The organism is Mesorhizobium sp. M8A.F.Ca.ET.202.01.1.1, from assembly GCF_004791595.1.
Classification (GTDB): Bacteria; Pseudomonadota; Alphaproteobacteria; order Rhizobiales; family Rhizobiaceae; genus Mesorhizobium.
In genome coordinates this window covers 295,971-320,957 of the sequence record NZ_SRUN01000004.1, presented here as the reverse complement: position 1 = coordinate 320,957, position 24,987 = coordinate 295,971, and the positions used below count along the sequence as shown (strand labels likewise).

Sequence of the window (24,987 nt, the reverse complement as noted above, 5' to 3'; positions counted from 1 at the left end):
ATCAGCCGAGAAGGTTGCGCGCCGTGCGCATGAAGATCTTCGAGCCGATCGGGATCAGGTCGTCGGGAAAGTCGTAGTCGGGATTGTGCAGGGCAGGGTGGCGTTTGCCGGCGCCGAGAAAGAACATCGCCGACGAAGCGCTGTGGCCGAACAGGCCGAAATCTTCCGAGGCGCGCATCGGCAGGGCTTCCTCGCCATGCGTGACGCTCTCTTCGTCGAGGGCGCGCCGCAGATGCTCGACCGCGTCGGGCGCGTTGACGCTGGCGACGAAGATCTCGTGATAGTCCCAACTGGCGGAGAGGCGGTGCCGGCCGGCAATCTCGGTGACCAGCGTTTCGGCGGCGGCGCAGAGGTCCGCCATGCGCTCGTCGCGGCGGGTGCGCAGCGTCGCCCAGACCTCGGCATGGGCGGGCGCGATGCCGAACACGGCTTCGCCCATCTCAGCGTGGGTGACGGTGACCATGGAGAAGTCGTCATCGGCGAAGGTCGCGCGGCCGAGCGCGGGCAGAGCCGGCATCAGTTCCGAGATCGCCGGCATGGGCGAGGTTCCGGTCTCGGGCATGGAGGAGTGCGCGGTCTTGCCTTCCAGCACGATGCGCATGCCGCGCGAGGCGCAGTTGACCACGCCGGGCTTGAGCCTGACCTCGCCGAACGGCACGCCGGGCAGATTGTGCAGCGAGAAGGCGAAATCCGGCGCGATCTCGCCGAAGCGCGGATCGGCGACGACGCCGGCCGCGCCATTGCCGGTTTCCTCCGCCGGCTGGAACATCAGCACGACACGGCCGCTGGCTGGCCGCTCGCGGCCGAACTGGCGGCCAAGCGCTGCCAGGATCGCGGTGTGCCCGTCATGGCCGCACATATGCGACTTGCCCGGCACTTGCGATGCATGCGGCACGCCCGACAGTTCCTCGATCGGCAACGCATCGAGTTCGGAACGAAACAGGACGGTCGGTCCGTTCTTGCCGCTGTCGTAGATGGCCGCGACGCCGTGCCCGCCCAGCCCGGTCAGCACCTTGTCCGGCCCGGTGTCGCCGAGGAAGGCGACGACCGCTTCAGCCGTCTTCTCCTCCTCGTTCGAGATTTCCGGCTGCCGGTGCAGCTTGCGCCGCCATTCGGTCAGTTCGACAATATCGCGATTGGTCAGGGTCATGCTTTTCGGCCTCCGCTGCATTCCCGTGCTAGCGATAAACGGCCGTGCCGGCCACGGTCCAACTTCCGGGCTTTGGCGGGCCAGAAACCTTCGCACCCGTTATTTCACGCGGTTGGGGCAGAGCGCCTTGAACGGGTCCAGCGTGTAGTCTTAACCGGAAGCTCCTCCCTTTGGCCGGGAGGATCGGCGCCCGGCAAGGCGCGGTCAAGACCCGTTGCACCAGCGCCTGCGGCATCTGGCCCAATCGCCTCAGACCATGAACCGGATGGTCATTATGAGACGATTGTTTATAACGGTCGCTGAAATCGCCATACCAAGGGGAGACGATGCGCTACATACGTCCGCTTTCAATCGAAGACGCCGTCGGCCAACTGGCCGGATCGGCCGGCCCGGCCGCCATCCTTGCCGGAGGCAGCGACCTCCTGGTGAGGATGAAGGGCGGCTTTGTCGAACCCGAACTGATCATCGACATCAAGTCCATCGCCGGCTTGCGCGACATCAGGGAAACCGCCGACGGCTTCAGCATCGGCGCTGCCGTGCCTTGCGCCGTGCTGGGTGAGAACGCCGCGCTTAAGAAGGCGTGGCCCGGCGTCGTCGAAGCGGCGAAGCTGATCGGTTCCAAGCAGGTGCAGGGACGCTGCACGATTGTTGGCAATCTATGCAACGCCTCGCCGGCGGCCGACAGCGTGCCGGCGCTGGTGGCGGCAGGTGCGAAGGCAGTGGTCGTCGGCCCGTCGGGCAAGCGAACCATTGCCGTCGAGACCGTGCCGACCGCGCCGGGCCGGACATCGCTCGCCAAGGGCGAGATCATCGAGGCGATCCTGCTCGGCAGCCAAGCGCCGCGCTCGGCCGACGCGTATCTGCGGTTCATTCCACGCACGGAGATGGACATCGCCGTGGTCAGCGCCGGCGTCAACCTGACGCTGGACGAGGCCGGCGTCGTGACGGCGGCCCGCGTGGCCATCGGCGCCGCGGCGCCGACCGTGCTTTTGGTGGAAGAAGGGGCCGAGGCCCTGATCGGCCGCAAGCTTGACGAGGCAGCGCTGGAGCGGCTGGCCAAGGTCTGCGCCGGGGCCTGCCGCCCCATCGACGACAAGCGCGGCACAATAGAATTCAGGCGCAAGGTTGCGGGCGTGCTGGCCAGCAGAGCCGCACAGACCGCCTATGCACGTGCAGGAGGCAAATGATGGCTGGCGTAGCGGTTTCAACCACGATCAACGGCGACACGATTGAATATCTGTGCCAACCCGACGAGACGCTGCTCGACGTGCTGCGCGACCGGCTCGGCCTGACCGGCGCCAAGGAAGGCTGCGGCACGGGCGACTGCGGCGCCTGCAGCGTCATCCTCGACGACCGGCTGGTGTGTTCGTGCCTGGTGCTCGGCGCGGAAGCGGAAGGCCGCCGCATCGAGACGGTCGAAGGCATGGCGCATGGCGACAAGCTGCACCCGCTGCAGCAGAAGTTCCTGGAGCATGCCGCACTGCAATGCGGCATCTGCACGCCCGGCTTCCTGATCGCGGCCAAGGACCTCTTGGCCAAGAACCCCGACCCGACCGAGGAGGAAATCCGCTTCGGCCTGGCCGGCAATCTCTGCCGCTGCACCGGCTATGACAAGATCGTGCGCGCCGTCCAGGACGCGGCAATCGTGATGAAGGGAGCCTGAGATGAATTTCGATCCGCGTTTTTCGGGGCGTAAATTCGCTTCCGTCGGCACGCGCCCGATCCGTCCCGACGGTGTCGACAAGGTGACCGGCCGCGCCCGCTACGGCGCCGACTTCAACATGGCCGGCCAGTTGGTCGGCCGCGTGCTGCGCAGCCCGCACGCGCATGCCAAGATCAGGAAGATCGACACCTCGAAGGCGGAAGCGCTTGCGGGCGTCAAAGCGGTGATCACGGCGAAAGACCTGCCCGATCTCACCGATGGCGATGCCGCCATGTACGACATCCTCGACAATTGCATGGCGCGCACCAAGGCGCTCTATGACGGCCATGCGGTGGCGGCTGTCGCGGCGATCGATGCCCACACCGCCAGGCAGGCGCTGAAGCTGATCGTGGTCGACTACGAGGTGCTGCCGCATGTCACCGACGTCGACGAGGCGATGCAGCACCACGCGCCGCTGATCAACGACACGATCTTCACCGAGGGGCTGGAGGAAAAGCCGGTCAAGCCCTCCAATGTCACCAAGCGCAGCCAGTTTGGCCATGGCGACGTGCATCAGGGTTTTGGGCACGCCGACTTCATCGTCGAGCGCTCGTTCAAGACCGAGCAGACGCACCAGGGCTATATCGAGCCGCATGCCTGCGTGGCCAATGTCAGCTCCGACGGCACGGCGGACCTGTGGGTCTGCACGCAGGGCCATTTCGTCTACCGCCAGCACTGCGCGCAACTGCTCGGCATGGAAGCCTCGAAGCTGCGCGTCACCTCGTCCGAGATCGGCGGCGGCTTCGGCGGCAAGACCCATGTCTGGGCCGAGCCGGTGGCGCTTGCTTTGTCGCGCAAGGCCGGCCGCCCGGTGAAGCTGGTGATGACGCGCGACGAGGTGTTCCGCGCCTCGGGGCCGACCAGCGCCACCTCGATCGACGTCAAGATCGGCGCCCGCAAGGACGGCACCATCACGGCGGCGGAAGCCACGCTGCGCTATTCCGCCGGCCCCTATGCCGGTTCATGGGCCGAGATCGGCGCCATGACGGCGTTCGCTTGCTACAAGCTCGATAACGTCAAGACCGTCGGCTTCGAAGTGCTGGTCAACCGGCCGAAGACCGCCGCCTATCGCGCGCCCTCGGCGCCGATGGCGGCCTTCGCGGTGGAAAGTGCTGTCGACGAGCTCGCCAAGGAGCTCGGCATGGACCCGGTCGAGTTCCGCATCAGGAACGCCGCCCAGGAAGGCACGCGCTCGTCCTACGGCCCGGTCTACGGCCCGATCGGCATCGGCCCGACGCTGGAAGCGGTGAAGGCCCATGCGCACATGAAGGCGCCCCTGAAGAAGAACCAGGGGCGCGGCATGGCCTGCGGCTTCTGGTTCAATTTCGGCGGCCAGACCTGCGTCGACCTGAACATCGGCATGGACGGCTCGGTGTCGCTCGCCGTGGGTACCGTCGATGTCGGCGGTTCCCGCGCCTCGCTGTCGCTGGTGGCGGCGGAGGAACTGGGCATCGACTATGCCCAGCTCAAGGCGGTGGTCGCCGACACGTCCAGCCTCGGTTACAACGACATGACCGACGGCAGCCGCGGCACCTTCTCGTCCTCGATGGCGACCATCTCGGCCGCCCGCAACGCTATTCTGATCCTGCGCGAGCGCGCCGCGCAGATGTGGGACATCTCCGTCGACGACGTCGTCTGGGAACAGGGCCACGCGGTCGCCAAGGGCGAGAAGCACGGCAATCTCGGCAAACTGTCGCTGAAGGAGATCGCGGCCAAGTCGGGCACCACGGGCGGGCCGATCGCCGGCCATAGCGAGCTCGTCGCCGACGGCGCCGGCGTCTCCTTCGCCACCCATATATGCGACGTCGAGGTCGACCCCGAGACGGGTGCGACCAGGGTGATCCGCTACACGGTGGTGCAGGATGCCGGCAAGGCGGTGCACCCGACCTATGTCGAGGGCCAGTACCAGGGCGGTGCCGCGCAAGGCATCGGCTGGGCGCTCAACGAGGAGTATATTTACGGCAAGGATGGAAGGCTGCAGAACGCCGGCTTCCTCGACTACCGCATCCCGGTCTGCTCCGACCTGCCGATGATCGACACGCAGATCCTGGAAATCCCCAACCCCAACCACCCCTATGGCGTGCGCGGCGTCGGCGAAACCTCGATCGTGCCGCCGCTGGCGGCGATCGCCAACGCGGTCTCGAACGCCGCCGGCGTGCGCATGACGCACATCCCGATGTCGCCGCCACGCATCCTGGCGGCGATCGAGGCGGAACGGGAAGGGTAGGGCATGATGCCGAAAAGTGCGAAGCGGTTTTCGGATAACATCATGCCCCATCAGGAATAGGAGGCTCCGGCGCGCGATGGTCGAAGTCACGCTCTGGGGCGCGCTCAGCCAGCTTGCCGGGGGGCGGAGCAAGGTCGAGGTCGAGGCCAAGGACATCAGGGAACTGTTCAGGAAACTGGCTGAACAGTATCCCGGTTTCGAGCCGTGGATCGATCGCGGGATCGCGGTGGCGATCGACGGGGTGATTTATCGGGATACTTGGGGGAAGACGCTGCCGCCGGGGGCGGAGATTTTTTTGCTGCCGAGATTGGCTGGGGGGTGAGGGGCTGGCCCTGCGCAAGGTATCGACGCTTCATGCGGTCGGGACCGCAGCTTTCTTGCGTCGTTCCTCAAATGCCTTGCGGCGGCGTTTCTTGGATTCCCCAATCCGCCAGGTCTTGGATTGCACGATGTCCACGTAAGTCTCGAAGGACTCGACGGCCGCGGCTTCGCGATCCTCTGCGAAGAACTCGTCAATGCGCTCAGGGAGCACGGCGGTGTTGCCGTTCTCTAGCAAGCAATTGAAGATATCGATCTTCTCTGCGGGCTCTCGGGTCTTGTCATCGTTCAAGGTAAAGCCAGCTTCTGCTACTGCCCTCACCAAACCGTCAAAGGCCTCCTTCAAGGCAGCATGGTCAGGCCCCGACAGGCAAAGGTCATCCATATAAACTGACGGCGCAATGGTCGCGGGAAGTCCCCGGAGATACGTGCCGATGGGTGATTCTGCGAGCACGAGGGTCGCGAGGATAGGGGACTGCACAAACCCATACGGCAGCACGTAGCCCCCGCCTTCAAACGGGTTTTTGACCGTAGAAAACTTGGCGTAATATTCCGGCTTCGGAATGCCAATGTCCTTGAGGATGCGCTTCAGCCGGTTGCGCTTGATGCTGTAAAAGAAGCGGCTGATGTCGACACGGCAGAAAAACGCGTTCTTGCGGTGCCTGTGAAGGGCAACGACGTGCGAGCCCTCCTTAAAGTGGTAAATGAATTTGTCGAATGTGTATTTTTTTTCGACTCTACGCTTGAGCTTTCTGCCCAGTTCTTCGCCAAACGGGTTCGGAACGAAGATCGGCTTCCCATTCTTCATGTAGGAATGCAGAAAATTTTCGAATGGACCGGGCATAGTTGACCACCTTGCTGATCAGATCAATTACTGCTTCCGCATTCTGCAAAAGCAGAAGTGTAACAGTCAGAACCGATGCAGCAAGGTGAAGGCGCTTCTGATTTTTCATCATGGGCGTATCCTCCATTGCTAGACTCCGGCATACCTGCAACCTCATCTTCACGATGGAGTTGTCAACTGAGAGAAGGTATTCCCGAAGCCCAGTCCCAAGGTGCTTCCATCAGGTCACATCCAGGTCCGTTGGGCCAGCGCGAGGTGCAGCCTAGCGCCGAAGTCGAACGGCAGATATGGATGCGATCCGGGCTTTACAATGGCAATCGGTGGTGGTCGATCAAATATTAGTCGGCGTGCCGTAAATCCGCCCATGCCGCCATCTGCGATAGCAGGATCTTGCCCTAAAACTCGCGAGGCGAGGCGTCTATATTGCCGGCGGGAGGCGGCACATGGACCTGATTCGTAAAATCAAAAACATCATCTATCGCTTTGCGATAGCCATAGCTCAGCGCACACCAGCACCCGACCGCATACCGTTGTCGCCTCCCAACGCGCTCGGCAATAATTTTCATCAGGTCGAATTGTTTGAGCGCCATGACCCCACCAAGAACCTCTTGGTGCGAGCGCTGACTAAAGAAGGCCCGCAGGGCATCTACTTCAATGGCGTAGGCGAAGCTGGGTTTGATGCCGCGATACCTAACCGATTTTTGAGCGATTACCGGATTGTTATCCGCCACTACCTCAAGGGGTACGAACTGCGCACTAAGTCGCCATCGCTGTTCATTCTTCAGTGGCTAACCGGTTATGCGAAGATGGCGATTTGGGCTGATAAGACAGGGCAGTTCTTCTTCAACCGAAAAAGACTGGTGCGGCTTGATCGCATGGAGGTCATGGACATGTTTGTCCGGAAGACGACCACTAGCCTTCAGTATCAGACCAGCGCACCGAAGCTGTTAAGCGAACTTTACAGCTTGAGGAGCTTCTCCCATCCCCAAAGTTTGCAGACGATGAACCACTACCGCCTTGTCCTCGATTCGCTCAAGGCCGACGGCTACCTCATCAATGAAGGCGCGGATTATCGCCTGTCCCCAACCGGCCTGGGCGGCCTGACAGATTTTCAAATCGAAAGCCAACGGTTTGCGCGCGCCCAATGGCAGCAGACAATCCTGGCAATCCTGACGGTCGGCTTGCTTCTGGTGGGAGCAGCGCAGGTCTTAGTGTCGTTTTATGCCAAAGGCTGATGGTGGTTCCCGCTGCATTATCGCGTGGGCAGCATCACACGGTGAGAGTTTAGGCTTGGTCGCCGTGTTTATAGCGACGGCTGGAATTCTGTAGCAAGGATTTAGTGTAGCAAGCGGTCAGCATCACAACGCCAATCATTTCTTAAACGGCCGAGGCCGGAGTGGGACAGGCGTCTTCTGAATTGAATCTATTATTTTGCTACCATACTTCTTACGAAGCGTCACTATGAACTCTGGCTCGGCGCTGTTAACAAATCCAAGGATACCTTTAAGCTTGCCAAGTTCAATAACATCCAACTTGCCGTGAAGCGCACGATGGACCGCAGCATGGAGCTGGCGCTTGCGCTCATGTCCGACCGAAACCTCTCCATCGTTGGTAAGCGTCAGCCCGGTCACGTGGCGACCGAACTTTGTCGTAATGCGCTGGGTCTTGTCCTCGTTAATCGTAAGCTTCGGACGTCTGATTGCCTTGATAACCGTCCTCACCGCCTTTTCGACATTGACGAGGTGACCGGTGCGCGGCGCGGAGAAGGTGAGGTCGTCGGCGTAGCGAGTGTAAACGACATGGTCTTTTGCTACTTCGGCTGTCAGCATCTCATCGAATTCGAACAGGAGCGCGTTAGACAGGACTGGCGACGAGGGAGCACCGATTGCGAGACGTAGCAATGAACTGTCGCGCGGTCGTTGAAACATTAACCTGGTTGTAAGATAGATCTCCCTCGGTTCGGTGAGCACCTCAGTGGTTTCGCAATACTGGTCCCAATCTCGTGCGAAGATGGAAGGGAAAAACTCCTTGAAGTCCATTTTCATAATTGGACCGTGCCCTGCATGCCTTAGAGCATTGTCTTTGATCGACATACCCGTGCGGTAGGCGGTCGCGGCGTCGTGCACCGGCAATTCGTTTAGGAGGACTTCGATCAACGCCCGCTGGAGAACCTTCACTTCCAGAGCCGGCTGTGAAATCTTCCTTAGACCGCCATGCCGCTTCGGAATGAAATAGGTTTTGTACCGGACAGGAGCGGTCACCATGATCCGTTCTACCAGTCCAGTATCCATGCCTGTGTTGATTGCGAGCAGTTCAATGATGCCGACCATCACAGTGCGCCCTTCAGAGCAGATTGGATACTACTGAAGCGAACCGGTTCCTTGTCCTTCCAATACGCGATGACGCGGGTGCGCCACCGGTCACGATCCTTGTCTTCGGCTGCTATATCCTTGCGGATCTTATACGTCACAGCCTGCTTGATATTCGGCTTGGCGCAGTAATATTCCTGAAGGCCGCGCTTGTCCTTGACGATCCAGCCTGCGTTCGCCGCACAAAGCAGGTAATCTGGGATTTTGGTAGTCGGGACTTTCAGCTCTAGCGCGTACAACAAAACCTCTATTTCGACGGCAGTGAGAGCCCCGTAGTGCTGGATTAATCCGACGATTAATTTGATCAGGTGACCAGGGCGGCTGGCATCGAAAGTGGTGTGTTCCTTATAGTCCTGGCGCCTTGCCTCGATGGCTGAAATCAGGTTTTCAGCCAATCGGTCGAGGTCAACACCCTCAACGTTCGTAATCCGCTCTATTTTCACGTCGTTGCGGTTGACGACACAGATCGAGGACTTTCCGTATTTGCTCTCAAGGTAGAGGATCGGCCCCAGCTTTATGAACGATTTGTCGTTGTAACTCCTGTCGTCGATTACGACGAGCAGTCGCAATGCGATTTCCTCGACCATGGAGAAGGCGCCCAGCTCGGCGACGCTGCCGTAGCTTTCCGAAAACAGCACAATGAGATCTACTATTTGGGCGAATTCGCTCTCAAAACTGAGCCAGTCGGTATATTGCCCATGAGGGGCAAAGATTTCAAACTCTTCAGGGGTAACGGTCGCGTATGCGTTCAGCCCTGGTCGTTCATAGATGCGTGTGAAAGCTTCGCGCAGTGAGGACGGATTCGGGGTCTCAACCTCAATCGGTCCCCCGCAAAGCAAGATGATCGGGCTTGGTGCCATCACGCGAATTGAGTTCGCGTCGATGCGATCCACCAGATCAGTAATGTCACCCCCGGCGATCACTTACCCTTGGAGGTGTGGGATAAGGTGGGGTTTTACCGAGCGGAGCGGCCACTTGTGGCGGTAGAACCACGCGTTATTCCACACCGCATAAAACCCGACAATCAGATGAGGTCTGACGAAACGTCGGACCAAGCACACGAGGTGCCTTTCGCGTAAGCTGCACACTGTTTCTCACCCCCCTCAGGTTCTGTCAAGGACAGTGCCCCCAGTTATTGTGAAGAGCAAGAGGCCCAAAGTTAAGTGACTGTGAATACTGGCGCATGGGCGGGTTAGACGAGGTAATTTCTGGTCCGCCAACCTGCAGCTGATTAGGTTGCCCGTCAGCATGACGAATATCACGGACGGGGTCGTCAGCGCGTCGATTTAAGGAGGATGGCCGTATTGGTCAGATACCTATGCCGAATGTTCGTAAAGGTGATGGCCTCTCCCACGCCGACCTCTCCCGCGAGGTGCCGGAGGCAGATCACAAGCAGCCAGTCCGCTTCCCCTATCTAGCCACACGCGGAAACGCGCTCCTACGCTCCCTACGCCCCAAGCGCGACCTTGGCGCGCCCATACGCCAGCGCCGCCACCGCCAGATCCCCAACCGCCAGCCCTCGAAAAACAAACGCCGTCGTCTCGCCCGCGCTCTGCCGCCCCACAAAATCCCCGCACACCAACCCTGTCAGGTCGCCCACAACCAGGCCGGGATCAACCATGGGCTTGGCCATGTTCTTCTCCTGCTCCAGATCATCCACGACAATGCGGTCGAAGCGGTGCATCGTTTCGGGCAGCCAGGGGAGGGCCTGGTCGGTCATCACGGTGAAGCTTCCCGGCTTCAGCCAGTTCGCGTCGAGGAATGGTTCGGGCCTGGGCACCAGGGTCACCGTCGTCACCACCATGTCGGCGCCTTCGATCGCGGCCTGTGCCGTGTCGCAGGGGATTGCTTGCAGCCCGCGCGAGCGCGCCATCTGGCACAGCGCGTCGCGGTTGGCGGTGCCGCGGCCGAAGGCGCGGATTTCGCGCAAGGGGAAGAGGTCGGCGAAGGCTTCGAGGTGGCCGCGGGCCTGCACCCCGCAGCCGATGAAGGCCAGGGATGACGCGTCGCTTCTGGCCATGCGCCTGGCGGCGACGGCGCTCAAGGCGGCCGTGCGTTTCTCGGTCACCCAATTGCCGTCGACCAGGGCAAGCGGCAGGCCGGTTTCGGCGTCGAGCAGCGTGATCAGCGAATTCAGCGTGGGCAGTCCGCGCCCGGCGTTGCGCGGATTGACGACCAGCGACTTGGTGGCGAGCACCGGCGGCGTCGACGCAACGCCAAGCGTCGCCATGATGTAGCGGTCGTCGCCCGGCAGCACGACCGCCTTCGGCGCGCACCAGACCTCGCCCCGCCTCTGGCCTGATATCTGGCGTTCGATCTCGTCGACCATGTCGACTGTCGAGATCGACAGGCGGTCGAGCAGCGCCGATGACAGATAGGGCAAGGTTTCGGCAGCCAAGGGTTGGTTGTTCATCTGGTCATTCCCCATGGGATCCTCAAACCGCCGCTTCGCGAGAGCGCCCTCATCGCGGGTCTGGGCGCCCCCTCACGCTTCCAGCGTCGGCTCCGTGTTCACCTCCAGCGCCTCTTCCGCCTCATCCTCTTCCCCCAGCACCTCGCCATGCACGCCCAATGCCTTTCCGATCCAGATCGGGTCGATCAGGTGGTCGCGCTTGGGGTTGGTGGTGTTGGGGTGGATGAGGATGCTGAGGCCGCCATGGTTCAGCATCAGCCAGGGCACCAGCGTGGCGAAGATTTCGGTGGCGAAGGAGACCTGGTACATGGCCTGCTCATGCGGGCCGACCGGCTCGTCGCGCCAGCTGCCCAGGCGCACGCGAAACCGTTCGGCGATGCGCTGGCGCAGCCATTCGGCGTATTGGCGCTGGGCGGCGTCGCCGTAATAGATATGGGCGTGGTAGCTGGCGATCTCGGCGAGTTGTCTTGGACTGGGCGGTCGGGGTTGCCCGGCCGGCGTTGAACTGGCTTCGCTCATCTCGATGCTCCCTTCGCCCGTGTCGTGCCCCGGCACAACTCTAGCCGAAGCGCGGGCGGCTTGTCTTCAGCCGTGATCAGCCGGCGCGTTTCCAGCAGGCGATGACATGGCCTGCTTCAACTTCCCGCGCGACAGGTTCGGCCTTGCGGCAGGCGTCTTCCGCCAGCGGGCAGCGGCCGGCGAAGGCGCAGCCGGCAAGGGCATTATCAGGGCCGGCTTCGATGGCGGCTTCCGCCATGGTCCGCCCCTCATTGGAAGACGCCGCCAGCAGCATCTGCGTATAGGGGTGGTTGGGGCCGGCGAAAATCTGGTCGGAGGAACCGGTCTCGACCAGGCGGCCGCGATAGAGCACGCCGATGCGGTCGGCCATGTAGCGCACGACTCGGAGATCATGGCTGATGAAGAGATAGGCGGTGTCCTCTTTCTTCTGCAGATCGTTGAGCAAATTGAGCACCGTCGCCTGCACCGAGACGTCGAGCGCCGAGGTCGGCTCGTCCAGCACCACCAGCCTCGGCAGGCCGGCGAAGGCGCGGGCGATGGCCGTGCGCTGGCGCTGGCCGCCCGACAGCGTGCCGGGCTTCTGCTCCGCCGTCGCGCGGGCAAGGCGCACCGAGGCCAAGAGGTCGCCGACGCGCTGCGGTACGGCGCGGCGCGGCAGGCCGGCCAGGCGGCGCAGCGGGCGGCCGAGGATGCGGCCGATGCGCTGGCGCGGGTTGAGCGTGCGGTCTGGCGACTGGAACACCATCTGCACGTCGCGGCGCTCGGCCGGCTGGCGCCGCTCGACCAGCGGCGCCACGGTCTTGCCGAACAGTTCGACCGTGCCCGCCGTCGGCGGCTGCAAGCCGGTGACGATGCGAGCCAGCGTCGATTTTCCGGAACCGGACTCGCCGATCAGCCCGAACGTCTCGCCGGCGGCGATGTCGAGATCGATGCCATGCAGCACCGGCTGGCCGCCGAAGGACTGCCTTATGCCGCGGCAGGAGACGGCGATCTCGCGCGGCCGGGCGGGGAGGCTATCGGTGGCCGGCGGGGGCGAGGCGAGGTCGATGGGGCTCGCATCCTCGGCCAGCCTGCCGTCGCGCTTGGTGCGGGTCAGCGTCGGGATCGCCGCGACCAGCGCCCTGGTATAGGCGTGGCGCGGGCTGTCGAACACTTCTTCTGCGACACCCGTCTCGACGATCGCGCCGGACTGCATCACCGAGACGCGGTCGCAGGAGCGCCTGATGAGGTTGATGTCGTGGCTGATCAGCAGGATCGAGGTGCGGTGCTCGCGGCGCAGATCGTCGAGGATGGCGATGATCTCGGACTGGACGCTGGCGTCGAGCGCCGTGGTCGGCTCGTCCATCACCAGCAGCGCCGGGTCGAGCGCGATCGCGATGGCGATGTTGGCGCGCTGCTGCATGCCGCCCGACAGTTCGTGCGGATAAAGTTTTAGCACGCGCTCCGGATTGGCGACGCGGACGCGGCCGAGCAGTTGCGCCGCGCGGTCAAGGGCGTCGTCGCGATGCATCGGGCGGTGGCGCAGGATCGTCTCGGTGATCTGGCCGCCAATGGTCATGCTCGGGTTCAGCGCCGAACCCGGATGCTGGTAGACGGCGGCGATGCGGTCGCCGCGCAACCGGCGGAGCTCAACGGCGGAGAGGTCGCGGATTTCGCGGTTCTCGAAGGCGAGTTGCGCGGCCTCGACCCGGGCGTGCCTGGGCAGATAGCGCAGCACCGCCAGCGCCACCGAGCTCTTGCCCGAACCCGATTCGCCGACCAGGCCGAGCGCTTCGCCCTGGCCGATCCCGAGCGATATGTCGTCGACCGCGCGATGGATGCGCCGGGCGCCCCGGTAGGAAACCGAGAGGTGCTCGACGCTCAGAACCGAAGACGACGATGAAGAGGACATGCCCGAAACCACTTTCTGTCCGCGCGGCGATCGGGGGCAATCGCTTCCGCTTTCACATAGAACAATCTCTATAAAATTACTCGAATTAAGCCCGGGCGCAATCTAACTTTTGCCGACTGGAAGGTTTTCAGGGCACGGCCGCACGCCGCCGCGCCTGACGATTTCCGCATGGACAGGGAAGGCTACCGGCATGTCGCACATGATCCTCAGCGCGTTCTTCTTCAACCCGCAGGGCGACCACCGCATGGCCTGGCGACACCCCCGCGCGCCGGGGCGCGAGGTGCTCGACTTCGACTATTACCGCGAGCTGGTGCAGGCGGCCGAGCGGGCCACGATCGACACCATCTTCGTCGCCGACCACGTGTCGATCTGGGATTCTGTGAAGAGCGGCGTCGCGCACTACGCCAATGCGCGGCTGGAACCTCTGACGCTGCTGTCGGCGCTGGCCGGCGTCACCAAGCATATCGGCCTGATCACCACGGCATCGAGCTCCTACAGCGAGCCCTACAATGTGGCGCGGCTGTTTGCCTCGCTCGACCATATCTCGAAGGGCAGGGCGTCGTGGAACGTCGTCACCTCGGCGATGGACGAGGAGGCGCGCAATTTCGGCCGCGACGGCAATATCGAGCATGCCTTCCGCTATGAGCGGGCCGGCGAATTCCTCGATATCGTCAAGGCGCTGTGGGACAGCTGGGAGGACGAGGCGCTCCTCATCGACAAGGAGACGGGCTATTTCGCCGATCCCGACAAGGTCCATCCGATCGACCACAAGGGCAAGCATTTCAAGGTGCGCGGGCCGCTCAACGTGTCGCGGCCGCCGCAGGGCCATCCGCTGATCGTCCAGGCCGGGTCGTCCGAGGACGGCAAGAACTTCGCCACCGCCCAGGCCGACGTGCATTTCGCCATCTTCTCCACACGGGAAGACGGCATCAAATACCGGCAGGACATCAACGAGCGGCTGGCCCGCCACGGCAGGCGGCCGGAAAGCTTCAAGATACTGCCCGGCATCCTGCCGATCGTCGCCGCCTCCGAGGCCGAGGGCCGCGACAAGCAGGAATACCTGCAGACGCTGCTGCCCGACCAGGTCGGCATCGACCTTTTGTCGAGCTGGAGCGGCATCGACCTTTCAGCCTATCCGCCCGACGGGCCGCTGCCGCCGCTGCCGGACGAGAGCACCTTCAATGGCGGGCGCACCTCGCTCGCCCGGGTCAAGCAATGGTCGAAGCAGAATCTCAGCCTGCGCGACATCGCCCGCAAGCTCGCCAACAGCGGCTCGGTGCCGACGGTGGCCGGCACGCCGAAGCAGATCGCCGACCAGCTCGAAGACTGGTTCGTCGCCGGCGCCTGCGACGGCTTCAACCTGATGTTCCCGCTGCTGCCCGAGGACTGGGTGAATTTCGCCGAGCAGGTGGTGCCGGAACTGCAGCGGCGCCGCCTCGTGCCGACCGAATACGCGCCCGGCACGCTGCGCGACCGCTTCGGCCTTGCCCGCCCCGCCAATCGTTTCGCCGAGCAGCGCGCCAATGCGCGCGCCGTGTCCTGAGGGGGGAGAAGCCATGACCGCCGCGCCGAATCTCCAGCCCCGCGAAGCCACCGCTCCGCGTCTCGTCAACGTGCTCAACAGCCCCAAGCGCATCCGCGTCAAGTTCGGCGGCCGCACCATCGCCGACAGCCGCAACGTGCTGGTGCTGCGCTCCAACCATTTCCTGCCGATCTATTTTTTCCCGCCGTCCGCGGTCGATCCTTCGGTGCTGAAACCGTCGCTGCATCGCGAGCCGCATGCGGTCGGCGGCGAGACCGCCTATTGGGACATCGACAGCGGCGACAAGCGCGCCGCCAACGCGGCGTGGTCGTTCACGGCGCCGCCGGATGAAAACCTGGCGCCGCTCGCCGGCCGCATCGCCTTCACCTGGAAGTCGATCGACCAGTGGTTCGAGGAAGAGGAAGAAGTCTTCGTCCACGCCCGCGATCCCTATGCGCGCATCGACGTGCTGCGGAGTTCCAGCCATGTCGAGGTCTGGTTCGACGGCGAGATCATCGCCGACAGCCATCGTCCGGTGCTCCTGTTCGAGACCCATCTGCCGACGCGTTTCTACCTTCCTCCGGAGGATATCCGGCTGGAGCGGCTGACGGCGTCCAGTTCGACGACGCGATGTCCCTACAAGGGCATCGCCTCCTACTGGTCGGGCCTGCTCGGGGATGGTTCGGTTCGCCCCGACATCGCCTGGAGCTATCGCGAGCCGATCGACGAGGTCGCGAAAATCAAGGGCCTGATCGCCTTCTATCCGCAGGCGGTCGACCGCATCCATCTCGACGGCCAGCCGGCCTGACGCTCCCTTTCAAAGCCATTCAAATCAAGAGAGAAAAACAATGACGAAACGTTCCGACATCGATCTTCTGCGCAATCAATCCGGCGACATCTGGAATGTCGCGGTGGACGAATACGCGCAAGGCTTTCTCAAGCGCCGCGACCTGCTGAAATACGCGGCACTTCTCGGCCTCACCGGCTTTGCCGCCTCGCAGGGGCTGTTCACGCCAGGCGCGGCGCGCGCGGCGACTGCCGGCGGCACGGTGCGCGTCGGCCTCGGCCAGCCGACCAAGGCGATCGATCCCGTCACCATCACCGATCCGGCCAGCATCGGCGTGATCAGCCAGGTCGGCGAGTATCTCATCCTCGACGATCCCAAGGACGGCCTCCAGCCGAAGCTTGCCTTGTCGTGGGAAGCCGACGAGACCGCCAGGCGCTGGACCTTCAAGCTGAGGCCAGGCGTGAAATTCCACGACGGCCGCACCGTGACCGCCAAGGACGTGGTCGCGAGCTTCGAACGGCTGGTCGATCCGGCCAGCGGCTCCTCGGCCTTGTCGGCCTATAAGGGCATCCTATCCAAGGGCGGCGCCAAGGTCGTCGACGACGAGACGGTCGACTTCGATCTCGACCAGTCGAACAGCAACTTCCCGTTCTATGTCTCCTCCGACGTCTACAACGCCGTCATCGTGCCGGCCGACTATGCCGGCGACTTCGAGAAGACTTTCAACGGCACCGGCCCGTTCAAGCTGGAATCGTTCCGCCCCAAGCAAGGCGCCAGCTTCGTGCGCAACCCCGACTATTGGGGCGACAAGGCGCTGCCCGACCGCGTCGAGATCAAGTTCTTCGACGACGAACAGGCGCAGGTTCTGGCGCTGCAGGCCGGCCAGCTCGACGTCATCCCGAGCACCACTCGGCTGGAGCTGGCGATCGAGGGCAACCCCAACTTCAAGCTGCTCAGCGTGCAGGCAAGCTCGCATGATCCGGCGCATCTCAGAACCGACCAGGCGCCGTTCACCGACAAGCGCATCCGCCGCGCGCTGGCGCTGACCATCGACCGCGAGGCCGTGGTCAAGGGCCTGCTCAAGGGCCGCGCCGTCGTCGGCAACGACACGCCGTTCGCGCCGATCTTCCCCTCGGGCGATCCGTCGGTGCCGCAGCGCAAGCAGGACATCGCCGAGGCCAAGCGCCTGCTCGGCGAGGCCGGCGTGCCCAATGGGTTCGAGGTGACGCTGACCACCGAGCGCGCCTATGACATTCCCGATTATGCGGTGATCATCCAGAACTTCGCGAAAAAGGCCGGTATCGACATCAAGCTTAACGTGCTGCCGCAGGATGCCTATTACGGCTCGGCGACATTCGGTTCTTCGCCGTGGCTGGACTCCAATCTCGGCATCACCGATTTCGGCCATCGCGGCACGCCCGACATCTTCCTCAACGCGACGCTGAAGAGTTCGGGCGCCTGGAACGCGGCGCATTTCAACAATGCGGACTATGATGCCCTGCTCATCGACTACGGCAAGGCGCGCGACCTGCAGGCGCAGCGGCTCGCCGCCGGCAAGATCCAGACCCTGCTGCTCGACGAGACGCCGCTGATCATCAGCTATTTCTCGCAATACAGCCGCATCGTCAGCGCCAAGGTCGAAGGCGTGCGCTTCACCGCCATCTCGCATCTGCTGCTCGACAAGGTGTCGTTCGTGTGATCGCCTCGATGGCGGTCGTCAGGCCTCTGGCGGCGCGCGCGGGTTCGCTGCTTCTGACGCTGTGGCTGGTCAGCGCGCTGGTCTTCCTCGCCGGGCAGGTGCTGCCCGGCGATGTCGGCCGCGTCATGCTCGGCCCGTTCGCCGATGCGCAGGCGGTCGCCGAACTGAACCGCAAGCTCGGCACCGACCAGCCGATCCTTGCGCAATACTGGCACTGGTTCAGCCGGGCGATGACGGGGGATTTCGGCGACTCGCTGTCGATGCGCGCCCCGGTGGCGCCGTTCGTGCTGGAGAGCATCAGGAACTCCGCCGCACTGGCCGGCGTCGTGCTGTTGTTCCTCGTGCCGATCGGCATCGGCGCCGGCGTCGCCGCCGGCCTGCGCCCGGGGAGCCTTGCCGACAGGCTGATCGTGCTGACCGGCGTCTCGCTCTCGATCGTACCCGATTTCGTCTCCGGCCTGCTGTTGCTGATGGTCTTCGGCCTGTGGCTGGCCTGGTTTCCGATCACCGGTGCTGCGCCCGACGGGGCCAGCTTCTGGACGTCCAGCTACTACCTCATCCTGCCTGCGCTGCCGCTGGTGCTGAACCTGATCGGCTATGTCGCGCGCATGACCAGGGCCGGGGTGATCGAGGCGCGTGGTGCCGACTACACCCGCACCGCCATCCTCAAAGGCTTGAGCCCCTCGCAGGTGCTGTTCAAGCACGTGCTGCGCAATGCGCTGGTGCCGACAGTCGCCGTCATCGCCACGCAGAGCGGTTTCCTGCTCGGCGGCCTGGTGGTGATCGAGGCGCTGTTCGGCATACAGGGGCTCGGCAATCTGGTGCTGACCGCCGCCAAGGCGCGTGACTTTCCGATGCTCGAGGCCGGCGTGCTGGTGATGGCGGCGATCTTCGTGTCGACGGCCGCGATCGGCGATCTCCTGCAGGCGCTGCTCGATCCGCGCCAGCGCCGCCGGAGCGCGCCATGACCGATCTGGCGCAATCCCCGGTGCGCGGCGACATCAGGCTCTCCTGGATCGGCCGACTGCGTGGTTCCTTGCCTGACGTGGCGCCGTCGACCGCGATCGGTTCGGTCGTGCTGCTGTTCTGGGTCGCCTGCGCGCTGTTCGGCGCGCTCTTCGTGCCGTTCGATCCCTATGCCGAGGATTTCCTGTCGATGATGACGCCGCCCGACGCGGTGCACTGGTTCGGCACCGACCAGCTCGGCCGCGACGTGCTCTCGCGCATCATCGTCGGCTCACGCGACATCCTTTTGGTGGCGCCGCTGGCGACGCTGGCGGGTGTTGCTTCGGGCAGCGTCATCGGCCTGGTTCTCGGCACCTTTGGCGGCCTGGTCGATGCCGTCGGCGCGCGGCTGCTCGACGCGGTCATGTCGCTGCCCTTCATCGTGCTGGTGACGATGGCGCTGGTGGCGATCGGCCCGTCCAACCTCACCGTCATCGCAGTGATCGGCCTTGCCTATGCGCCGCTGGTGGCGCGCACCGTGCGCACCGCCGCGCGCGAACAGCGCGAGCGCGACTATGTCAGCGCCGCCCGGCTTGCCGGCGAAGGGCGGCTGGCGATCATGTTCCTGGAAATCCTGCCCAATGTCCGGGAAGCCATCCTGATCGAGCTGATCACCCGGCTCGGCTACGCCTTCTTCTCGATCGCGACGCTGAGCTTCCTCGGCCTCGGCATCCAGCCGCCATCGGCCGACTGGGGGCTGGCGATCGCCGACGGTTACGGCTTCCTCACCGGCGGCAAATGGTGGGTGGTGGTGTTCAATTCGGCGGCGATCATTTCGCTGGTCATGGCCACCAACCTCATCGCGCAAGGCATCGGCGCTTTCGAACAAGGCGATAAATAGGCTGTGGGCGCCATGCAATGGTCGGCTATTCGATCGAATTTCTTTACAACCCGTTAATTCGGCCATGCATCAATAAGCATCTGCTAATTATCGGTGCGCGTGGGGTACGCAATGACCAAAAATCTCGGCAATGCACGCTATGTGCCGCCCAAGGACACGAGCATTTCCTTGTTCAGCAGGGTCGCGCCGGCGCTGTTCCCGCTCGTCGCGGCGGCGTTGGGCTACTTGATCGGGCGGCAGTTCCTCGGCCTATAGGACCATAGACATCAGGCGCCGGTCTCGGCTGTCGCCTCCTCGGCGCCGGCGTCGGCTCGCCTGACGCGATCGCTCGCCAGAAGCACGACAGGGCAGGCGACGGCGGCCAGCACGGCGGTCGCCGTGTCGCCGAAGAACAGCTCTTCGCCCGGCCGCTGGGTGACGCCCATCACCACCATCGCCGCGCCCTTGGCCGCTTCCCGGGCGATCGCCTGGTCGGGCGTGGCGCGCGTTCTGATGGCGGTCTCGACGGCGACGCCATAGCGGTCGGCGAGATCGGCGACATCCTTGAGCACGGCCTCCTCGCGGCGGTGCGAAACCGAGCCTGGCCGGCTGCCCTTGCGGGCCTGCGAGACATAAAGGACTTTGACGCGCGCCCGGTGCGGCCGCGCCAGGGCCAGCGCGAAATCAGCCGCGCGCCGCGCGACCTCGGTGCCGTTGACGGGAACCAGAATGGTCGCGCCGGCGCGCAGCATCGGCATCCTGCCGCTGGATTTGGCGCCATTCAGCACCAGGCAGAGCGGGCCGTCGAAGCCGCTGGTGATATCGTTCAGCGTGCCGCTGAAGGTGCCTTTGCCGGTCAGCGCGTTGTCGAGCCCAACCAGCAGAAGGCCGTAGCCCTTGCGGGCCTCGGCGGCGATCGTTTCGGTGGTGGCTTCAAGCTCGGCGCGGGCCGTGAGATGGATCTTGTCGACGGGCGTGTCCTCGGCCTTGCTGACAGCCCTGGCGCTTCTGGCCGCTCCCCTCTTGACCTGTTTCGAGGCCCGCTCGGGGCCTTTGTCGCGGGCAGGGCCGGGCAGTTTGCCGTCCTCGAGGTGGAGCAGCGTGGTCGGCATGCCGGTGCCGCCGCCGACGAGCCCGGCGAGATAGGCGGTGAACTTGCCGACCGGGCTGTCGTCGACGAGCAGCAGCAATCGTTCCAGTTTGGAGACGAAGCCGCGTTCGTCGAGCAGTTCTCGGTCGACGCGCTGCTTTTCGGCATCGCCGACCGGCAGCCGGCCGAGCGCCCAGCGCAGCATTGGCGGCATGGCGAGCGTCGTGATGACGGCCATGGTGACGATCATGGTGAACAGATTGTGGGACAGGATGTTCATCGACAGGCCGATCGAGGCGACGATGACCTCGGTCGAGCCGCGCGCGTTCATGGCGCTGCCGACGGCGGTCGCCTCCTTCAGCGACATGCCGGCCAGGCGGCCGCCGAGAAAGGCTCCCGAGAATTTGCCGATGCTGGCGATCAGCACCAGCGCCAGCGTCAGCAGCGCCAGCGTCGGGTCGGCAAGCACGGTGAGGTTTGCGGACAAGCCGGCCATGCCGAAGAACACTGGCATGAACAGCGCCGTGATGACGCCGCGCAGCTGGCCCTCGATGTGGTCGGACAGGATCGGCGATTCCCCGACCAGTATGCCGGCGACGAAGGCGCCGAGCACGGTGTGGACGCCGATCAGATTGGTGATCAACGCCATCACGCCCATAATGATGATGATGACGGTGACGACGGCATACTCGCTGCGGAAGGAGTCGTTGCTCCAGCGGATCAGGGTGAACACCAGGCGGCGGCCGATGGTGAAGGAAAACACCATGAACAGCGCCACTTCGACCACCGTGATGATGAGCGGCAGCACCTGCAGGCTGCCATTGGTGGCGATGCCGAAGGTGACGGCGATGATCAGCCAGCCGATTGTGTCCTCGATGATGGCGGAGGAGACGATGACCTGGCCGAGATTGCGGCGCATGAAGTTCATCTCGCGCACCACCATGGCGACGATCTTGACCGAGGAGATCGACAGCGCGGTGCCGAGGAACAGTCCGGCGACGATGCGCTCACCCGGCTCGGGCAGGAGGGAATCCGGCAGCACCTGCGCCAGCGCGAAGCCGCAGACAAAGGGCACGACGACGCCGGTGATCGAGATCGAAAAACAGGCCGCGCCCACCCGCCGCACGAGGCGCAGATCCGTCTCCATCCCGGTAAGCAGGAGAAGCAGCAGGATGCCGAGCTGCGAGACGGCATCGATCATGCTTTTCTGCGCGGGATCGGTGGAGAAGATCAGATGCTGGGCGTCCGGCCATATCCAGCCGAACAGCGACGGCCCGAGCAGGATGCCGCCGATCAGCTGGCCCATGATCGCCGGCTGGCCATAGCGCTGGAAGATTTCGCCGAGGCCACGGCCGACCAGAAGCAGGAGTACGATCTCGGCGACGAATAATCCCTCCGCCGAGCCGCCGATGCCCGAGGCGTGGCCGGCCGGCTGCGCGGCCAGCGCGTGGTTTGCCGGCGCCAGAACGAAAATGGCCAGCGAAAGGGCGGCCGCTGTACCGTGCGGCCTCGTTGCCGATGGATGGATCATGGGTCCCTTCAAGACGCCGCCGCGGACTGACCATCACAACGCGCGGCCGACGTTTGCGTTGCAGCCATCCGTCGCGAGTTGTTGGCGTCCGGCATCGAGGTCAGACGTGGACGTCGCCGAAGGAGAGTTCGCCGTCGTCGCCTGGCGTCAGGAAGGCGGCCGCCAGCAGGCCGGCATAGAGGAGGGCAACCACGGCGACGATGGCCGCGCCCGGGATGGGACCGAGCGCCGCCGCGCCGACGGCCTCGCGCATTGTGCCGACAAAGCCGACCGGCACGCCTTGATCGATGAGGCTCGGGGTCGACAGTTTGAGGATCCAGGCGAGCAGCAGGATCAGCATCATGTGCAGGTAGTTGCGGCGCAGACGGCGCGCCAGCGCCACGCGCTGCGAAACCAGGAATTTTGGCGTGCGCAGGCTCTCGCCGACGACCAGCAGCCAGTCGGAGGCGAAATCGGGCTGCGGCGAGAAGATCTGCGCGAAATAATGGCGCTCGAACTGGCGCACGCGGGCGCGGTAGACGTCGAAGAAGCGATAGCGGCGCGCCTCGATCCACAACAAAAGCAGCACCAGCAGCATGGCGAACAGCAGCACGCCGTGATGGGCGCTGGCCGTCGACAGCGACACGGACAGCATCGCCGCGACAACGGTGATCGCCCAATTGCTGGTGCGGTCGAGGCGGTCGCGCCAGCCGGCCATGCGGGCGATCTCGGCGCGATGGAAATGGGACATAACGGTGACCAGTTCGCCTGGCGAAAGCGGTCTGCCGACGGGCGTTGCCGGCGCATCGTTCATGACTTCCTCCCAGCCGACAACGCTTATGAGGCAATGTCGTTCCGGCAGGCGGTCATTCCGGGCCGCCGATCCAGTCGACTAGCAGTGCGACGAGCCCAAAGGCGCCGCCGATGGCGCAGACCGCCGGCCACCCGGCCCAGGCCCAGGCAACACCGGCCAGCAATGAGCCGATGGCGCCGCCGATGAAGAAAATGCCGACGAACAGGCCGTTGAGGCGGCCGCGCGCCTCGGGCCGCAGCAGGTTGATGGCGCGGCGGCCGAGCGTCTGATCGCCGGTAACGCCGATATCGAGCAGCACGGCGCTGATGCCCATCAGCACGAGCGGCGTCCAGGACGTTTCGGACAAGGAAGAGCCGGCCCAGGCCGCCAGCGCCATCGCACCGATCAGCACGAGATGGCAGAAGATGGTGGCGGATCGCGTCCAGCCCTGATCGCCGGCGCGGCCGAACAAAGGCGTGACCACGGCACCGCCGGCGCCGACCAAAGCGAACAGTGCGATACCGCGCTGGCCAAGGCCGAAGGGTGGCTGCGCGAGGCGCAGGGCGACCGCCGTCCAGAACAGGCTGAACGCCGCCATCACCAGGGCCGCCGTCAGCGCGCGGCGCCGCAGCACCGGCTCCTCGTGCAGCAGATGGAACAGTGAAGCGATCAGCTTGCCATAAGACGATTTCGCCACCGGCCGCCGGCGCGGCAGCGTGAAGGCAAGCACGATGGCGAGCAGCGTCAAGGCGGCGGCGCTGAGGCCGTAGAAGGCGCGCCAGCCCCAGGCGTCGGCGACGAGGCTGGCCAACGGCCGCGCCAGCAGGATGCCGATCATCAGCCCGCTCATCACGTCGCCGATGACGCGGCCTGCCTCGCCGGGCGGGGCCATCGAGGCGGCGATCGGCACCAGAATCTGGATCGCCGAACAGGCGGCGCCGAGCCCGAACAGGACGATCAGCAGCGAGGCGATGGTGGGCGCCAGCGCCGCCACGCCGGCCGCCAATGCCGCCGCGACCAGCATGCGCAGGATCAGGGTGCGGTTCTCGGCGAGGTCGGTCATCGGCACCAGGAAGAACAGGCCGGCGGCATAGCCGAGCAGCGTCACCATGGCGACAAGGCCAACGCTCGCGGCGCCAGCGCCGAGCGACGGGCCGATCAGCCCGACAAGTGTCTGCGGCGCGAACAGATTGGTGACGATGATGCCGGTGGAGGCGGCAAACAGCAGCGTCTGCGGGGCGGTGATGGTTTGAACCGGAAGCCGGCCGGCTGTTTGGCCGTCATTGGTATCGAGCATGAAGTCCTCAATGAAGCTGCATATCGTGCAAGGACTTTATGCCAAAGCATTATCATGCTACAATTCAATAAATTCGATAATGATTATGCGAGGTGCGCATGAACATCCATGATCTCGAAGCCTTCGTCGCCGTTGTGGAAACCGGCTCGATCGTCGGCGCCTCGGCAAGGCTCAACCTCACCCAGCCGGGTGTCACACGCCGCATCCAGAACCTCGAGGACGGGCTGGCGACAGCACTTCTCGACCGCCAGTCGAAGCCGCTGAAGCCGACCGCCTCAGGACGCGAGGCCTATGAGCATGGTCGCCGCGTGCTGCGTTCGCTGGAGGATCTGAAGGCCGGCGTCTCGCCGCAAGGCGAGGTCAAGGGCGAGTTCCGGCTGGGCATCATGCCTTATCTCTCGGATGCAGCACTTGCGCTGCCGCTCGACAGCCTGCGCGCCGCCTTTCCGCAACTGACGCTGCGCATCAGTTCGGGCTGGTCGCCAAGGCTGGTGGAGCAGGTGGCGCGCAGCGAGCTCGACGCGGTGGCGGTGTGCCTTGCCGAAGGCCTGGCGCCGCCGGACGAACTGGTCTGCGACGATCTCGGCGCGCAATCGGTGCTGCTGGTCGCGTCCCCCAGCCTTGGCGTGCCGAAGCCGGCGAAACTCGCCGACCTGTCGCGCTTCGCCTGGGTGATGAACGAAAACGGCTGCGGTTTTCGCGCCTTCATCAAGCAGAGTTTCGAGGCCGCGAGGCTGCCGTTCCAGGTCGGGGTGGAGGCGCTCAGCGTCGACCTCAGAATGTCGCTGGTGGCTCGTGGCCACGGCATCGGCATCGTCACCCCGGGCGCTTTCGCCGACAGCCGCTGGCGCGACGCGGTGGAGGTGATCGACTGTCCCGACTTCAAGCCGCAAGTGCGCGCCTGGCTGCTGCACCGTCCGCCGGCCGGGCGGCTGGCGCGTCCGATCGCGCTGTTCCGCGACGCACTGGTCGACGGGCTGAAGGTGCCGATGCCGCTGGTGTCGTAGGTGCGCGGGACGTTGAATTTCGCC

General features: G+C 64.3%; 22 protein-coding genes. 12 read left to right on the top strand and 10 right to left on the bottom strand.

The annotated features are described in order from the left end of the window. Position 1 precedes the first annotated feature (1 nt). Complete coding sequence (locus EN845_RS12190) at positions 2-1,150, bottom strand: amidohydrolase (RefSeq protein WP_127870157.1); 1,149 nt, start codon at positions 1,148-1,150, stop codon at positions 2-4. Between the two features lie 326 nt (positions 1,151-1,476). Here EN845_RS12190 and EN845_RS12185 point away from each other — a divergent pair, with 326 nt between their 5' ends. The 4 genes from EN845_RS12185 to EN845_RS12170 all read left to right on the top strand — a co-directional run bounded on the left by EN845_RS12185 (position 1,477) and on the right by EN845_RS12170 (position 5,401). Further along, positions 1,477-2,337 carry a xanthine dehydrogenase family protein subunit M gene (locus tag EN845_RS12185; RefSeq protein ID WP_127870158.1) on the top strand — a complete coding sequence of 287 codons (861 nt, stop codon included), beginning with the start codon at positions 1,477-1,479 and terminating at the stop codon, positions 2,335-2,337. Then, positions 2,337-2,813, top strand: coding sequence for a (2Fe-2S)-binding protein (locus EN845_RS12180; RefSeq protein WP_127277000.1), 477 nt, complete (start codon positions 2,337-2,339; stop codon positions 2,811-2,813). Before EN845_RS12185 ends, EN845_RS12180 begins: the two co-directional genes overlap by 1 nt. Before the next feature lies 1 nt (position 2,814). Beyond that, positions 2,815-5,079, top strand: coding sequence for a xanthine dehydrogenase family protein molybdopterin-binding subunit (locus EN845_RS12175; protein WP_127870159.1), 2,265 nt, complete (start codon positions 2,815-2,817; stop codon positions 5,077-5,079). Between the two features lie 76 nt (positions 5,080-5,155). Continuing rightward, entirely contained in the window at positions 5,156-5,401 is a 246-nt protein-coding gene (locus EN845_RS12170; RefSeq protein ID WP_127870160.1) for a MoaD/ThiS family protein, read from the top strand. A 30-nt stretch (positions 5,402-5,431) separates the two neighbouring features. Here the strand turns inward: EN845_RS12170 and EN845_RS12165 are convergent, their stop codons facing one another. Continuing rightward, positions 5,432-6,205: a reverse transcriptase domain-containing protein gene (locus EN845_RS12165; RefSeq protein WP_245511722.1), complete on the bottom strand. Its 774-nt coding sequence runs from the start codon at positions 6,203-6,205 to the stop codon at positions 5,432-5,434. A 479-nt stretch (positions 6,206-6,684) separates the two neighbouring features. Between EN845_RS12165 and EN845_RS12160 the strand changes: the two genes are divergently transcribed. Then, on the top strand, positions 6,685-7,476 hold the full coding sequence (locus EN845_RS12160) for a hypothetical protein (protein ID WP_127870162.1): 792 nt from the start codon (positions 6,685-6,687) through the stop codon (positions 7,474-7,476). A 135-nt stretch (positions 7,477-7,611) separates the two neighbouring features. Here EN845_RS12160 and EN845_RS12155 read toward each other — a convergent pair whose 3' ends face one another. From EN845_RS12155 to EN845_RS12135, 5 genes are all read right to left on the bottom strand, one after another. Further along, a complete protein-coding gene (locus EN845_RS12155; protein WP_127870163.1) occupies positions 7,612-8,571 on the bottom strand; it encodes a retron St85 family RNA-directed DNA polymerase in 960 nt (319 codons plus the stop codon). Beyond that, positions 8,571-9,503 (bottom strand): retron St85 family effector protein, encoded by a 933-nt coding sequence (locus tag EN845_RS12150; RefSeq protein WP_127870164.1) that lies wholly within the window; start codon positions 9,501-9,503, stop codon positions 8,571-8,573. Before EN845_RS12150 ends, EN845_RS12155 begins: the two co-directional genes overlap by 1 nt. Before the next feature lie 554 nt (positions 9,504-10,057). Next, positions 10,058-11,023, bottom strand: coding sequence for an ornithine cyclodeaminase family protein (locus EN845_RS12145; RefSeq protein WP_127870165.1), 966 nt, complete (start codon positions 11,021-11,023; stop codon positions 10,058-10,060). Positions 11,024-11,095: 72 nt separating this feature from the next. Next, a complete protein-coding gene (locus EN845_RS12140) occupies positions 11,096-11,542 on the bottom strand; it encodes a DOPA 4,5-dioxygenase family protein (protein WP_127870166.1) in 447 nt (148 codons plus the stop codon). A 76-nt stretch (positions 11,543-11,618) separates the two neighbouring features. Continuing rightward, the gene (locus tag EN845_RS12135) at positions 11,619-13,433 is read right to left on the bottom strand and encodes an ABC transporter ATP-binding protein (protein ID WP_127870167.1); all 1,815 of its coding nucleotides are present in this window, start codon (positions 13,431-13,433) and stop codon (positions 11,619-11,621) included. A 190-nt stretch (positions 13,434-13,623) separates the two neighbouring features. Here EN845_RS12135 and EN845_RS12130 point away from each other — a divergent pair, with 190 nt between their 5' ends. From EN845_RS12130 to EN845_RS35470, 6 genes are all read left to right on the top strand, one after another. Continuing rightward, positions 13,624-14,976, top strand: coding sequence for an LLM class flavin-dependent oxidoreductase (locus tag EN845_RS12130; protein ID WP_127870168.1), 1,353 nt, complete (start codon positions 13,624-13,626; stop codon positions 14,974-14,976). 13 nt (positions 14,977-14,989) lie between these two features. After that, a complete protein-coding gene (locus tag EN845_RS12125; protein WP_127870169.1) occupies positions 14,990-15,763 on the top strand; it encodes a DUF427 domain-containing protein in 774 nt (257 codons plus the stop codon). 40 nt (positions 15,764-15,803) lie between these two features. Beyond that, complete coding sequence (locus EN845_RS12120; RefSeq protein WP_127870170.1) at positions 15,804-17,441, top strand: ABC transporter substrate-binding protein; 1,638 nt, start codon at positions 15,804-15,806, stop codon at positions 17,439-17,441. An 8-nt stretch (positions 17,442-17,449) separates the two neighbouring features. After that, complete coding sequence (locus EN845_RS12115; RefSeq protein ID WP_127870171.1) at positions 17,450-18,409, top strand: ABC transporter permease; 960 nt, start codon at positions 17,450-17,452, stop codon at positions 18,407-18,409. Next, positions 18,406-19,287, top strand: a complete 882-nt coding sequence (locus EN845_RS12110; protein WP_127870172.1) for an ABC transporter permease — start codon at positions 18,406-18,408, stop codon at positions 19,285-19,287. The genes EN845_RS12115 and EN845_RS12110 overlap by 4 nt, the downstream gene beginning before the upstream one ends. A gap of 111 nt (positions 19,288-19,398) precedes the next feature. Continuing rightward, complete coding sequence (locus tag EN845_RS35470) at positions 19,399-19,542, top strand: hypothetical protein (RefSeq protein ID WP_167531334.1); 144 nt, start codon at positions 19,399-19,401, stop codon at positions 19,540-19,542. A gap of 11 nt (positions 19,543-19,553) precedes the next feature. On the opposite strand, the gene EN845_RS12105 is transcribed toward EN845_RS35470, so the two are convergent. The 3 genes from EN845_RS12105 to EN845_RS12095 form a co-directional block, all read right to left on the bottom strand. Then, positions 19,554-21,887, bottom strand: a complete 2,334-nt coding sequence (locus EN845_RS12105) for a cation:proton antiporter (protein WP_245511721.1) — start codon at positions 21,885-21,887, stop codon at positions 19,554-19,556. A 100-nt stretch (positions 21,888-21,987) separates the two neighbouring features. Then, positions 21,988-22,680 (bottom strand): DUF2270 domain-containing protein, encoded by a 693-nt coding sequence (locus tag EN845_RS12100; protein ID WP_127870173.1) that lies wholly within the window; start codon positions 22,678-22,680, stop codon positions 21,988-21,990. 52 nt (positions 22,681-22,732) lie between these two features. Continuing rightward, the gene (locus EN845_RS12095) at positions 22,733-23,956 is read right to left on the bottom strand and encodes an MFS transporter (protein WP_127870174.1); all 1,224 of its coding nucleotides are present in this window, start codon (positions 23,954-23,956) and stop codon (positions 22,733-22,735) included. A 98-nt stretch (positions 23,957-24,054) separates the two neighbouring features. Between EN845_RS12095 and EN845_RS12090 the strand changes: the two genes are divergently transcribed. After that, positions 24,055-24,963: a LysR family transcriptional regulator gene (locus EN845_RS12090; protein ID WP_127870175.1), complete on the top strand. Its 909-nt coding sequence runs from the start codon at positions 24,055-24,057 to the stop codon at positions 24,961-24,963. Positions 24,964-24,987: the final 24 nt, after the last annotated feature.